Below are 12,391 nucleotides of genomic sequence, written 5' to 3'. Positions count from 1 at the left end.
CAGGTGCTGGTAGCTGGTCGGTACCGGTTGGTATCCCCCATCGGCCGTGGCGGCATGGGCGAGGTGTGGCGCGCCACGGACGAGGTGCTGGGCCGGTCGGTGGCGGTGAAGCTGCTGCTGGGGGACCAGGCGGACGCCTCCTCGACCGCCCGCTTCCGGCTGGAGGCGCAGACCGCCGCCCGCCTCAGCCACCCGCACCTGGTGGCCGTGTTCGACTTCGGGGCCTGGGAGGACCGCTTCTTCCTGGTGATGGAGCTGGTCGAGGGGCAGAGCCTGGGGGACCTGTTGGCCGCCCAGGAGCGGGTCCATCCCGAACAGGTCGCGCTGATCGCGGGTCAGGCGGCCGCCGGGCTGGCCGCCGCGCACCGCCAGGGCGTCGTCCACCGGGACATCAAGCCGGGGAACCTGATGCTGGGCGCGGACGGTTCGGTGAAGATCGGCGACTTCGGCATCGCCCAGTTCGTCGACGACCCCTCCACCGCGCTGACGACGGCCGGCCAGATCGTGGGCACCAGCCTCTACCTGGCGCCCGAGCGCGCCCTCGGGCGCACCGCGGACGCGGCGTCCGACATGTACTCCCTCGGGTGCGTCGTCTACCAACTGCTGCTCGGCGATCCGCCGTTCCGCTCCGACACGGCGACGGCGACGCTCTACCAGCATGTCGACACCCCGCCGGTGCCGCTGCGCCAACGGGGCGTCGACATCTCCCCCGCCTTCGACGCGTACCTGCTCGGCCTGCTGGCCAAGCAGCCCGAGGAGCGGCCCACCGCGCAGCAGGTCTCCGACTGGTTCCGCACCGACGCCTGGCGCGGCCGCCCGGAGCCGCTGCCGATGCAGGCGGCGGCGCCCCGCCGGGCCGCCGCCCCGGCCCCCGTGCCGTCCGTCCCGGCGGGTCCGCCCGCGGCGCCCACCGGCCCCATGACGTACCGGCTCCCCCAGCCCACCGGTCGAAGACGCGGCGCGCCCGCCCGGTCCGCGCCCGCCCGCCGGGGCGGGGCCCGCGAGGCGATCCGCCGGCGGCCGAGGGTGGCCAGCGCCATCGCGGGGACGGCGACGTTCCTGGCCGCCGTGTATCTGGGGATGATCCTGTTCTCCCCCGAGTCCAGCTCGGCCGACACGCCGAACCCCGGCACGTCCACCGGCCCTGCCGAGACCGTCGGGGACGGCGGGGAGCGGCAGAGCCCCGAACCCGGCGGGGGGCAGGGGCGGGGCGAGCAGGACGACTGACGCCCGCGCTGCCAGGACGGGTTGGGCGGACCTCGGGCCGCGGCGCGGCGAGGGGCGCTGCCGGGACGGCGGTTCGGACGGCGTACGGTTTCGCCTGCCCACGGACAAGCGGTGGGCGGCCACCGGAGGAACGGACCGAGGACGGCATGGAGATCAGCGCACGGGAACTCAACCGCTCCACGCTCGCCCGGCAGTTGCTGCTGGGCCGAGAGCCCCTGGACGCCGCCGAGGGGGTCCGCCGCGTGGTCGCGCTCCAGGCCCAGCAGCCGGCCTCGCCCTACCTCGCCCTGTGGAACCGGCTCGCGGAGTTCGACCCGGCCGAGCTCGACCGGGCGTTCGCGGACCGCACCGTCGTCAAGGCGACGCTGTTGCGGCTCACGCTCCACGCCGTGCACGCCGACGACCACCCCGCCTTCCGGGAGGCCATGCACCCGGTGATCCTGGCCGCCCGACTGGGCCCCCGGTTCGCCGCGTCCGGGCTGACGGCCGAGGACGCCGACGCGCTCGTCCCCGCCCTGCTGGAGTTCGCGGACCGGCCGCGCACCACCGCCGACTGCCTGGCGTGGCTGGGCGAACGGCTCGGCGCGCCGCCGGAGCCGGAGGCGTGGTGGGGGCTGCGGCAGTTCGCGCCGCTGCTCCACGCGCCCACCGCCCCGCCCTGGTCGTTCGGGCACCGGCCCTCGTACATCGCGCCCCGGACCGGCCCCGTGCGGACGGACCCGGAGGCGTCGGCCGCGTCCCTGCGGACGCTCGTCACGCGCTACCTCGAAGGGTTCGGGCCCGCCTCGGTCGCGGACGTGGCGCAGTTCGCCCGGATCACCAGGGGCCGGGCGCGGACGGCGCTGACGCAGCTCTCCGGGGGCCTGGAGCGGTTGGCGGGGCCGGGGGGCGAGGAGCTGTTCGACCTGCCGGGCGCGCCGCGCCCGGACGGGGCGACGGCCGCGCCGCCCCGGCTGATGGCGATGTGGGACAGCGTCCTGCTGGCGTACGCGGACCGCGGCCGGGTCCTGCCCGAGCCGTACCGCAGGACAGTGATCCGCACCAATGGCGACGTACTGCCGACGCTGCTGGTCGACGGGTACGTGGCCGGGGTGTGGCGGCCGGTCGCCGGGGGCGTCGAGGCGACGGCGTTCCACCCGCTGTCCGACGAGGTCTGGGAGCGGCTCGGCGCCGAGGCCCGCGCGCTGGCCGCGTTCCTCGCCGACCGCGAACCGGAGGCGTACCGGCGCTACGGCCACTGGTGGAGCCGCCTCCCGGAGGCGACCGTACGGCTGCTGCCGACGGACTGACCCAGCGGCCCCCGGGCGCCGGAGCGGCGGCCCCTACAGCGGGGTCGCCGCCCGCAGGACGAGGAAGAGCGCCACGGCCGCGTTGAGCGCGGACAGCGCGGAGACCGTGGTCCCGGCCGCCGCGACGAACGCGGCGGCCCCTGCGGGGGTGAGGGCGGGGGGCCAGCCGCGGTCCGGGGGGACCGGGCCCAGGAGCGCGGCCACGCGGCGGGGCACCGGGCCGGCGGCGGCGAGTGCGGCGAAGGCCGGGGCGGTGGGGGCCGGGCCGGAGACGAGCGCCGCCTTGCCGACCGCGCGGGCGGTCGCCCGGCGGTCGCCGGTGGCCTGGGCCGCCTCCTCGTCGGCCCAGCGCTCCGTGCTGTAGACCAGGGCCGCGTGCAGCGGGCGCAGCAGGGGGTTGACGCAGCCGGCCAGCCGGGTCGCGAGCAGCAACCGGTGGTGGTGTCCGGCCAGATGGGCCCGCTCGTGGGCGAACAGGGCCCGCCGCTCCGCCGGTTCCAGGGACCGCAGCATGGCGGTGGAGACCATCACCCGGCCCGGCGAGCCGGGCAGCGCGTAGGCGTACGGCACGGTGTCGGGGAGCACGGCGACGTCGCCGCCGGGCAGCCGGGCGGCGACCCGGTGGGCCCGCGCGCGGAAGCGGTAGTGGCGTCCGAGCGTGAGCGCGCAGGCGGCCGTGACGGCGGCGAGCGCGAGGACGGCGGCCTTGCCGGCGAACGCGTCGTGCGGGACGGCGTCGCGGACCGCCTTGTCGGACCACCCGTCGGGCAGCGGGTTGCCGGGCAGTTGGGCGGTGCCGACGACGACCAGCAGCCCGAGGCAGAGCAGGCTGCACGCGGCGAGGATGACGGCGACGGCGGCCAGCAGGCGGGCCGCCCTGCGGGGGTGCAGGTGCTGTTCGGCGAGGCGGGCGATCGGCAGCGCGGTCAGCGGCAGGACGAGGGGCAGGTAGACGAACACGCCCATCGTCAGCGCTCCGGCCGGTCCGCGGTCGCGCCGGGGTCCTCGGGGCCGGTCTCCGCGAGGAGGGAGCGCAGCAGCTCCTCGTCGTGGGGCGACAGCACGGAGACGAAGCTGGAGAGGACCGCGTCCCGGTCGCTCTGCTTGTCCAGCAGCCGGCGCATCCGCAGCGCCGCGAGGCCCGCCTCGTCCGCGACGGGCTGCCACAGGACGGGGCGCCGCGGCCCGCTGCGGGCGACCGCCTGCTTGGCGTGCAGCCTGGTCAGGATGGTGATGACCGTGCTGTACGAGAGGGTGCCGCCGAGACGCTGGAGCACCCAGGCGGCGGTCACCGGCTCGCCGGCCTCGCCCAGCGCCGAGAGGACCTGTGCCTCCAGCTCGCCCTGTCCGCGTCTGCGGGCGGGCGTCGCCCGCTCCCCACCGGCTCCTTCGGCGTCCACGGTCTGCGGCTCCCCTCTCCGTTCGGCGGCCCGGTCCGGCCGTCGGCCGGCCGGGCATCAGGCGATCGTATCCAGCCCGCCGAGCCCCCGGCCACCGGCCGGGGGCGCGCCCGCCCCGGCCCCGTAAATCTACAGTGCTGTAGATTGACGGGGTCGCCGCAGCGGGCCCGTGCCGCCATCCCTGGCGCGGTCGCCCCTGCGCACGCATCCGTCACCGCAAGGGAGAACACCATGGGCGTGAGCCTGGCCAAGGGCGGAAACGTCTCGCTGAGCAAGGAGGCCCCCGGTCTGACCGCGGTCCTCGTCGGCCTCGGCTGGGACGTCCGCACCACGACCGGAGCCGACTACGACCTGGACGCGAGCGCGCTGCTCTGCGACGCGTCGGGCACGGTCCTCTCCGACCGGCACTTCGTCTTCTACAACAACCTCACGAGCCCGGACGGCTCGGTCGAGCACACCGGGGACAACCTCACCGGGGAGGGCGAGGGCGACGACGAGACCGTCAAGGTCGACCTCGCGGCCGTGCCGGCGGCCGTCGCGAGGATCGTCTTCCCGGTCTCGATCCACGAGGCGCAGGACCGGGGGCAGAGCTTCGGCCAGGTGCGCAACGCCTACATCCGCGTGGTGAACCAGGCGGGCGGCGCGGAGATCGCCCGCTACGACCTCAGCGAGGACGCCTCCGCCGAGACGGCCATGGTCTTCGGCGAGCTGTACCGGCACGGGGCGGAGTGGAAGTTCCGGGCGGTCGGCCAGGGTTACGCCTCCGGTCTGGGCGGTATCGTCGCCGACTACGGCGTCCGCCTCTGAGCCTCGGACACCTCGTCCGCCGACGGGCCTCCGCCGCGGGGCGCGGAGGCGACGCGCCCACACCCCAGCCACCACCGCACCGAAGGCGGCACCATGACGATCAACCTCACCAAGGGCCAGCAGGTCAGCCTCACCAAGTCCGGCGGCGGCGAACTCGACGTCGTCCGCATGGGGCTGGGCTGGAAGTCCGCGCCCCGCAAGGGGTTCCTGGCCCGGCTGACCGCGCGCGAGATCGACCTGGACGCCTCGGCGGTGCTCTTCGCGGGGGCGGACCCGCAGGACGTGGTCTTCTTCCAGCACCTGACCAGTGACGACGGCTCGGTCCGGCACACCGGGGACAACCGGGTGGGCGGGGCGGGCCAGGGCGGCGACGACGAGTCCATCGTCGTCGACCTGCGGCGCGTGCCGGTCCACGTGGACCAGATCGTCTTCACGGTGAACTCCTTCACCGGTCAGACCTTCGAGGAGGTGGAGGCCGCGTTCTGCCGGCTGGTCGACGAGAGCACCGGCCAGGAGCTGGCCCGCTACACCCTGACCGGCGGCGGGCGGCACACCGCCCAGATCATGGCCAAGGTCCAGCGCGCCGGCTCCGGTTGGCAGATGAAGGCCATCGGCGCGGCGGCGGACGGGCGGACCTTCCAGGACCTCATGCCGGCGGTCGCGCAGCACCTGTAGCCCCGTCGCCCGCCCCCGCGCCGACCCCCTCGGCGTCGTGCGCGCGGCCGGGGCCGCCCACGGGCCCCGCGAGCGGCCCCGGCCGCACCGCAAGGCGGCGGGCGGCGCGGTCGCCGTCGCGCCGGTGGCGCGCGGCCCTGACCAGGGCGGCCATGACCCGGACGTCCTCGCCCATCTCGGGGTGCCACTGGACGCCGAGCACCAGGCTCTCCGCTCCCGGCAGTTCCAGCGCCTCCACGGTCCCGTCCGGCGCGTGCGCCGACGCCGCCAGGCCGGCGCCGAGCCGGTCCACGGCCTGGTGGTGGTAGGCGGGCACCACCACCGTCTCGGGCACGGCCTCGGCGTACGCCGTACCGGGCACGGGGGTCACCGGGTGGCTGCCGAAGACGCCGGGGCCGCCGGTGTGGTCGTCCAGGTGCTGGTGCAGGGTGCCGCCGCGGGCGACGTTCAGCAGTTGCATCCCGCGGCAGATGCCGAGCAGGGGGACCCGCCGCTCGAGCGCCGCCGTGATCAGGGCCAGTTCCCAGGCGTCGCGTTCGGGGGCCGGGGGGCCGGTGCGGGGATCGGCGGCCGCGCCGTAGCGGGCCGGTTCGACGTCCGCGCCGCCCGCGATGACCAGGCCGTCCAGGGCGGCGACCGCCTCGCCCGCCGCGCCCGGCGCGTCGTCGGGCGGCAGCAGCACCGCGAGCCCGCCCGCCGCCCGGACCAGGCGCGGATAGGCGGCGGGCAGCAGTACGGCGGGCATGTCCCACGCGCCCCAGCGGGCGGGGTCCTGGTAGGTGGTGACGCCGATGACGGGCCGGGGCACGGGGCACACTCCTCGGATCGCGGTGGTGGGGGCGGGCGCGTTCAGTCACGGGCCAGTTCCGCCTGGGCGGCCGCCAGTGCGGCGAACTCCTCCTCGGGGGCCTCGGCGACCAGCCGGTGGCGGCTGTAGAACGCGAAGTAGGCGAGCGCGACCGCGTAGACGCCGAGCGCGACGAACGCCGCGTCGCGGTCCACCAGGAAGGTCGCCACCAGGGCCGCGCACGCCAGGAGCAAGGCGACCGACGAGGTCAGCGCGCCGCCGGGCGTCCGGTAGGGGCGCGGCAGGTCCGGTTCGCGGCGGCGCAGCACCAGGTGGGAGAGCGCCATGAGGGCGTAGCTGATGGTGGCGCCGAAGACGGCGGCGTTCAGCATCCGGCCGCCGTTCCCGCTCCAGGCGGCGAGCGCGAACCCGATGGCGCCGGGGACCACCAGGGCGAGGTAGGGGGACTTGCGGCGGTTGGTCAGCGACAGGAAGCGCGGCAGGTAGCCGGCCCTGGACAGGGCGAACAACTGGCGGGAGCCGGCGTAGACGAGGGAGAAGAAGGAGGCGACGAGGCCGGCGAGGCCCGCGTAGTTCACGAACCGGCTCAGGGCTGTCGGCCCGCCGCCGCCCTCCAGGGCCACCACGAGCGGGTCGCCTGCCTCCTTGATGGCGTCGGCGCCCCGCACCCCGGTGGCGGCGACGAAGGTGACGACCGCGAGGCCGACCAGCACGAGGAGCGAGGCGGTGAGCGCTCTCGGCATCGAGCGGACCGGGTCCTCGGCCTCCTCGGCGGCGAGCGGCACGCCCTCCACGCCGAGGAAGAACCACATGCCGAAGGGCAGGGCGGCCCAGATCCCGAGGAGCCCGAAGGGCAGCCAGGACGAGGACCCGAACGCCCCGGCGTCCGGCGGGATGTCGTCGAGGCGGCCCGCGTCGAACGCGGTGAGCGCGCCCGCCGCGAACACGAGGAGGGCGGCCACCGCGATCGCGGTGACCACCAGGCTGAAGCGCAGCGCCTCGCCGACGCCCCAGAGGTGGATGCCGATGAAGAGCGCGAAGCAGGCGGACAGGACGGGCAGGCCGGAGGTGAGGCCGAACAGTCCGAGCGATTCCACGTAGTCGCCGATGAAGAGGGAGATGGCGGCGGGGGCGAGGACGTACTCGATGAGGATGGCCGTGCCGGTCAGGAAGCCGCCCCAGGGGCCGAGCGCGCGCCGGGCGAAGCCGTAGCCGCCGCCCGCCGTGGGCAGGACGGCGGAGAGTTCCGCGAGGGCGAAGACGAGGCACGCGTACATGACGCCCATCAGGACCATGGCCGCGGCGAGGCCGCCGAACCCGCCCTCGGCCAGCCCCATGTTCCAGCCGGAGAAGTCGCCGGAGACGACGTACGCCACGCCGAGCCCGGTCAGCAGCAGCCATCCGGCGCTCCCCCGCCGCAGGGTCCTGCGGCGCAGGTACGCGTCGGCGTCCGAGGCGTCCGGGCTCGCGTCGCCGGGCGGGTCGGCGGGGGTGTCGGTTCCCTGGGCCATGGGGTGCTCCAGACGTGGGTCGACGGCGCGGCGGGCCTCCGGCGCGGGCGGGCCTGGGTCGAAGTCTCGTCGCCACACCCTTGTGGAAGGTCCAGGCGCAGCACAAGGGGCGTGCGTTCGTCAGCGGTCGCGCCGCGCCGCCGGCCGGCTCAGGCGAGGAAGCCGCGCAGCAGTGCGGCGGTGCCGCCGCAGTGTTCGCGCATCGCCTCGCGCGCCGCGTCCGCGTCCCGGTCGAGGACCGCCTCGACGACGGCCGCGTGCTGCCGCTGGGAGTGCTCCAGGTTGCGCACCAGCAGGGGTATGCAGTCGAGCAGGTCGTTGAGGGCGGCCCGGACGGCGGCGTAGCGCCCGGCGAGGGAGGGGGAGCCGGCCAGTTCGGCGAGCGTGAGGTGGAACAGGGTGTCCTGCCGGCGGTAGTCCTCCAGTCGGGCCGCGCGCGTCGCCGCGAGCGCCGCCCGCAGCCGGGCCGCTCCGTCGGGGGCGAGCCCTTCGGCGCACAGGCCCGCCGCCCCCGTCTCCAGCACCTCGCGGAAGCGCAGGGTGTCCTCGACGTCCACGGCGGCGACCCGGCGGCGCAGTTCGCCGCCGCCGTCGGGGGCGGCGCGCGGCAGGACGAACGTGCCGCCGTAGCGCCCGCGCCGGCTCTCCACCAGCGCCTGGTCCTGGAGGACCTTGAGCGCGTCGCGCAGGGTCGCCCTGCTGACGCGCAGGCGGCGGGCCAGCTCCCGTTCCGGGGGCAGGCGTTCGCCGGGCGGGACCAGGCCCAGGCGCAGGAGCTGGAGGAGCTGTTCGAGCGCCTCCTCGAAGCCGTTGCCCGCGCGGACCGGGCGCAGGACCGTGCCCGGCCCGGCCGGCGCCGTCGCGGCGGACCCCGGCGGCCGGTCGGCGCCGGGCGGGGCGGCCGGGGGCGCCGCCGCCGGACGGGTGCCGGACGCTCTCCTTCCGGTGGTCATCCGCGCATTCCCTTCCCAAGCAATGGTCCAGCGTCATACCTTATGCCTCCCGTTTCTCCCCGAGGAGGCGTCCCGTGGCAGAGCGCACACCCCCGCTCGGCGTCGACCAGCTCCGCTCGCGCGTCGCGGACGGGTCGCTGGACACCGTGGTGCTGGCCTTCCCGGACATGCAGGGCCGCCTCCAGGGGAAGCGGTTCGCGGCCCCGTTCTTCCTGGAGGAGGTGCTGGAGCACGGCTCCGAGGGCTGCGCCTACCTGCTCGCCGTGGACACCGAGATGCGGACCGTCGACGGCTACGCGATGTCCTCGTGGGAGAACGGCTACGGCGACTTCGCCATGGTCCCCGACCCGGCGACGCTGCGGCCCGTCCCGTGGCACGAGGGGACGGCCCTGCTCATCGCGGACCTCGCCTGGCACGACGGCAGCCCGGTGGCGGCCGCGCCGCGCGGGATCCTGCGCCGCCAGCTCGACCGGCTCGCCTCGCTGGGCTACCGGGCGCAGGTCGGCACCGAGCTGGAGTTCATCGTCTTCCGCGACAGCTACGAGGAGGCCTGGGACCGCGACTACCGCGGGCTGACCCCGGCCAACCAGTACAACGTCGACTACTCGATCCTCGGCACCGGCCGCGTCGAGCCGCTGCTGCGCCGCGTCCGCAACGAGATGCGGGCGGCCGGGCTGAGCGTCGAGTCCGCCAAGGGCGAGTGCAATCCGGGCCAGCACGAGATCGTCTTCCGGTACGACGAGGCGATGACCACCTGCGACCAGCACGCCGTCTACAAGACGGGCGCCAAGGAGATCGCGGCCCAGGAGGGCCTCTCGCTGACGTTCATGGCCAAGTACGACGAGCGCGAGGGCAACTCCTGCCACATCCACCTCTCGCTCACCGACGAGGACGGCGGGAACGCGATGGCCGGGGACGGCCCGGACGGCATGTCGGAGCTGATGCGGCACTTCCTGGCCGGACAGCTCGCCGCCCTGCGGGACTTCTCCCTGCTGTACGCGCCCAACATCAACTCCTACAAGCGCTTCCAGCCCGGCTCCTTCGCCCCCACCGCCGTCGCCTGGGGCGTCGACAACCGCACCTGCGCGCTGCGCGTCGTCGGCCGGGGCCGCTCGAAGCGCTTCGAGAACCGGCTCCCCGGCGGCGACGTCAACCCGTACCTCGCCGTGGCCGGCCTGGTCGCCGCCGGGCTGTACGGGGTCGAGCGCCGACTGCCGCTGCCGCCGGCCTGCACGGGCAACGCCTACACCGGGGAATGGGACCGGGTGCCGACGAGCCTGCGCGAGGCGGCCGAGCTGTGGGAGGCCAGCCCCATCGCGAAGGAGGCGTTCGGCGAGGAGGTCGTCGATCACTACCTCAACATGGCGCGGGTCGAACTCACCGCGTACGACGCGGCCGTGACCGACTGGGAGCTGCGCCGCTCCTTCGAACGCCTCTGACCCGGCGCACGCCCTCCGCCCCCACGCCCCCGACCCGCGATCGAGGCCCGCACGTGACCCACCCCGCACCGCACGCCCTGGACGTGCTCGACCCGGCGACCGCCGAGGTCGTCGCCACCGTCCCCGCGGCCTCCGCCGCCGACGTGGACGCCGCCGTGGTCCGCGCCGCCGCCGCCCAGCGCTCCTGGTCGGCGGCGGCGCCCGCCGACCGGGCCCGGCTGCTGCGCCGCTTCGCCGCCGTCGTCGACGAGCACGTGGAGGAGCTGGCGCGGCTGGAGGTCCGCGAGGCCGGCCACACCATCGGCAACGCCCGCTGGGAGGCCGGCAACGTCCGCGACCTGCTCGACTACAGCGCGGGCGGGGCCGAACGCCTCCTGGGGCGGCAGATCCCGGTGGCGGGCGGGATCGACTTCACGCTCCTGGAGCCGCTCGGCGTCGTCGGCGTCATCGCTCCGTGGAACTTCCCCATGCCGATCGCCGCCTGGGGCACGGCCCCGGCGCTCGCGGCGGGCAACGCCGTCCTGCTCAAGCCCGCCGAGACGACCCCGCTGACCGCGCTGCGCCTGGCCGGACTCGCCCTGGAGGCGGGGCTCCCCGACGGGCTGTTCCAGGTGCTGCCGGGCGAGGGGCCGGTGGCCGGGGGCGCCCTGGTCGAGCACCCCGGCGTCGCCAAGATCGTGTTCACCGGCTCGACCCGGACCGGCAAGCGCGTCATGGCCCGCTGCGCCGAGCACGTGAAGCGGCTGACCCTGGAACTGGGCGGCAAGAGCCCCAACATCGTCTTCGCCGACGCCGACGTGGAGGCCGCGGCGGCGGCCGCGCCCATGGCCTTCGCGGACAACGCGGGCCAGGACTGCTGCGCCCGCACCCGCGTCCTGGTCCAGCGGTCCGTGTACGAGCGCTTCCTCGACCTGCTCGTCCCGGCCGTCGCCGCCGTGGTGGTGGGCGACCCCGCCGACGAGAGGACCCGCATGGGGCCGCTGATCTCGGCCCGCCAGCGGGACCGGGTGGCGCGGTACGTCGACGGCGCCCGCGCCGACGACGGCGTACGGGCCATCGTCGGCGAGGCTCCCGAGGGGCCCGGATTCTGGTATCCGCCGACCGTGCTCGCCGGGGTGTCGCCGGACGCGCCGGTGGCCGCGGAGGAGGTCTTCGGGCCGGTGGCGGTGGTCCTGCCCTTCGACGACGAGGAGGACGCCGTGCGCCTGGCGAACGCCACCGCCTACGGTCTGGCGGGCTCGGTCTGGACGCGGGACGTCGGCCGCGCGCTGCGCGTCGGCCAGGGCCTGCGGGCGGGCAACCTCTCCGTCAACTCCCACGCGAGCGTGCGCTACGCGACGCCCTTCGGCGGCTACAAGCAGTCGGGCATGGGCCGTGAGCTGGGCCCGGACGCGCTGGCCGCCTTCACCGAGACCAAGAACGTCTTCATCAGCACGGAGGCCTGACACCATGACCGACCCGTCTTTCGTCTGCCGCCGCCTGGTCGGCCGCACCGCCGTCGTCACCGGGGCCGGCAGCGGCATCGGACGGGCCGCCGCACGCCGGCTGGCCGCCGAGGGCGCGCACGTGGTCTGCGCCGATGTGGACGAGGAGAACGGCAGGGCCGCCGCCGAGGAGGCCGCCGGACTCTTCGTCCGTACCGACGTCACCGACGCCGCGCAGGTGGACGCCCTGTTCGAGGCGGCGTTCGACGCGTACGGCTCGGTCGACGTCGCGTTCAACAACGCGGGCATCTCACCGCCCGAGGACGACTCCATCCTGGAGACCGGGCTGGAGGCCTGGCGCCGGGTGCAGGAGGTCAACCTCACCTCCGTCTACCTCTGCTGCAAGGCCGTCCTTCCCTACATGCGCGCCCAGGGCAGGGGCTCCATCATCAACACCGCCTCGTTCGTGGCCCGGATGGGCGCGGCCACCTCGCAGATCTCCTACACCGCCTCCAAGGGCGGCGTGCTGGCGATGTCGCGGGAGCTGGGCGTGCAGTTCGCGCGGGACGGCATCCGGGTCAACGCCCTGTGCCCCGGACCCGTCGACACCCCCCTGCTCCGGGAGCTGTTCGCCAAGGACCCGGAGCGGGCCGCGCGCCGGCTGGTGCACATCCCGCTCGGCCGGTTCGCCGAGCCCGCCGAGATCGCCGCCGCCGTCGCCTTCCTGGCCAGCGACGACTCCTCGTTCGTGAACGCCACGGACTTCCTGGTCGACGGCGGCATCGCCGGAGCCTACGTCACCCCGCTGTGAGCGGAGCCGCCGCCGGGCGCCGCGACCCGGTCCGGCCGCGGCGCCGC

12 protein-coding genes are annotated in these 12,391 nt (G+C 75.6%); 7 read left to right on the top strand and 5 right to left on the bottom strand.

Annotated elements, in window-relative coordinates:
- The first annotated feature begins 3 nt into the window (after positions 1-3).
- Positions 4-1,227 carry a serine/threonine-protein kinase gene (locus ACZ6EJ_RS17065; RefSeq protein WP_469267904.1) on the top strand — a complete coding sequence of 408 codons (1,224 nt, stop codon included), beginning with the start codon at positions 4-6 and terminating at the stop codon, positions 1,225-1,227.
- Between the two features lie 146 nt (positions 1,228-1,373).
- A complete protein-coding gene (locus tag ACZ6EJ_RS17060; RefSeq protein ID WP_469267903.1) occupies positions 1,374-2,516 on the top strand; it encodes a winged helix DNA-binding domain-containing protein in 1,143 nt (380 codons plus the stop codon).
- A gap of 33 nt (positions 2,517-2,549) precedes the next feature.
- Here ACZ6EJ_RS17060 and ACZ6EJ_RS17055 read toward each other — a convergent pair whose 3' ends face one another.
- Both ACZ6EJ_RS17055 and ACZ6EJ_RS17050 read right to left on the bottom strand, forming a co-directional pair.
- A complete protein-coding gene (locus ACZ6EJ_RS17055; protein WP_469267902.1) occupies positions 2,550-3,482 on the bottom strand; it encodes a M56 family metallopeptidase in 933 nt (310 codons plus the stop codon).
- Between the two features lie 2 nt (positions 3,483-3,484).
- A complete protein-coding gene (locus tag ACZ6EJ_RS17050; protein ID WP_469267901.1) occupies positions 3,485-3,916 on the bottom strand; it encodes a BlaI/MecI/CopY family transcriptional regulator in 432 nt (143 codons plus the stop codon).
- Positions 3,917-4,147: 231 nt separating this feature from the next.
- Here ACZ6EJ_RS17050 and ACZ6EJ_RS17045 point away from each other — a divergent pair, with 231 nt between their 5' ends.
- Together ACZ6EJ_RS17045 and ACZ6EJ_RS17040 are read left to right on the top strand one after the other, a co-directional pair.
- Positions 4,148-4,723: a TerD family protein gene (locus ACZ6EJ_RS17045; protein ID WP_469267900.1), complete on the top strand. Its 576-nt coding sequence runs from the start codon at positions 4,148-4,150 to the stop codon at positions 4,721-4,723.
- 93 nt (positions 4,724-4,816) lie between these two features.
- Positions 4,817-5,398, top strand: coding sequence for a TerD family protein (locus tag ACZ6EJ_RS17040; RefSeq protein ID WP_469267899.1), 582 nt, complete (start codon positions 4,817-4,819; stop codon positions 5,396-5,398).
- On the opposite strand, the gene ACZ6EJ_RS17035 is transcribed toward ACZ6EJ_RS17040, so the two are convergent.
- From ACZ6EJ_RS17035 to ACZ6EJ_RS17025, 3 genes are all read right to left on the bottom strand, one after another.
- Positions 5,370-6,206, bottom strand: a complete 837-nt coding sequence (locus tag ACZ6EJ_RS17035) for a gamma-glutamyl-gamma-aminobutyrate hydrolase family protein (protein ID WP_469267898.1) — start codon at positions 6,204-6,206, stop codon at positions 5,370-5,372. The two genes, ACZ6EJ_RS17040 and ACZ6EJ_RS17035, sit on opposite strands and share 29 nt — an antisense overlap.
- Before the next feature lie 41 nt (positions 6,207-6,247).
- Positions 6,248-7,717: an ethanolamine permease gene (gene eat, locus ACZ6EJ_RS17030; protein ID WP_469267897.1), complete on the bottom strand. Its 1,470-nt coding sequence runs from the start codon at positions 7,715-7,717 to the stop codon at positions 6,248-6,250.
- 149 nt (positions 7,718-7,866) lie between these two features.
- Complete coding sequence (locus tag ACZ6EJ_RS17025; protein WP_469267896.1) at positions 7,867-8,670, bottom strand: FadR/GntR family transcriptional regulator; 804 nt, start codon at positions 8,668-8,670, stop codon at positions 7,867-7,869.
- 74 nt (positions 8,671-8,744) lie between these two features.
- Between ACZ6EJ_RS17025 and ACZ6EJ_RS17020 the strand changes: the two genes are divergently transcribed.
- Genes ACZ6EJ_RS17020 through ACZ6EJ_RS17010 form a run of 3 tightly spaced genes read left to right on the top strand, consistent with a single transcriptional unit; the run spans position 8,745 to position 12,344 of the window.
- Complete coding sequence (locus ACZ6EJ_RS17020) at positions 8,745-10,109, top strand: glutamine synthetase family protein (RefSeq protein ID WP_469267895.1); 1,365 nt, start codon at positions 8,745-8,747, stop codon at positions 10,107-10,109.
- A 53-nt stretch (positions 10,110-10,162) separates the two neighbouring features.
- Entirely contained in the window at positions 10,163-11,554 is a 1,392-nt protein-coding gene (locus tag ACZ6EJ_RS17015; RefSeq protein WP_469267894.1) for an aldehyde dehydrogenase family protein, read from the top strand.
- 4 nt (positions 11,555-11,558) lie between these two features.
- On the top strand, positions 11,559-12,344 hold the full coding sequence (locus ACZ6EJ_RS17010; protein ID WP_469267893.1) for a 3-oxoacyl-ACP reductase: 786 nt from the start codon (positions 11,559-11,561) through the stop codon (positions 12,342-12,344).
- Positions 12,345-12,391: the final 47 nt, after the last annotated feature.

The organism is Streptomyces sp. NPDC041970, assembly GCF_055588985.1.
Note: the sequence above shows the minus strand (reverse complement) of the source record. Positions and strands in the feature narration are given on the sequence as shown.

Coding starts and splice junctions, on each gene's coding strand:
- ACZ6EJ_RS17060 (WP_469267903.1), top strand. CDS start 1,374: ATGGAGATCAGCGCACGGGAACTCAACCGCTCCACGCTCGCCCGGCAG.
- ACZ6EJ_RS17055 (WP_469267902.1), bottom strand. CDS start 3,482: ATGGGCGTGTTCGTCTACCTGCCCCTCGTCCTGCCGCTGACCGCGCTG.
- ACZ6EJ_RS17045 (WP_469267900.1), top strand. CDS start 4,148: ATGGGCGTGAGCCTGGCCAAGGGCGGAAACGTCTCGCTGAGCAAGGAG.
- ACZ6EJ_RS17040 (WP_469267899.1), top strand. CDS start 4,817: ATGACGATCAACCTCACCAAGGGCCAGCAGGTCAGCCTCACCAAGTCC.
- eat (WP_469267897.1), bottom strand. CDS start 7,717: ATGGCCCAGGGAACCGACACCCCCGCCGACCCGCCCGGCGACGCGAGC.
- ACZ6EJ_RS17025 (WP_469267896.1), bottom strand. CDS start 8,670: ATGACCACCGGAAGGAGAGCGTCCGGCACCCGTCCGGCGGCGGCGCCC.
- ACZ6EJ_RS17010 (WP_469267893.1), top strand. CDS start 11,559: ATGACCGACCCGTCTTTCGTCTGCCGCCGCCTGGTCGGCCGCACCGCC.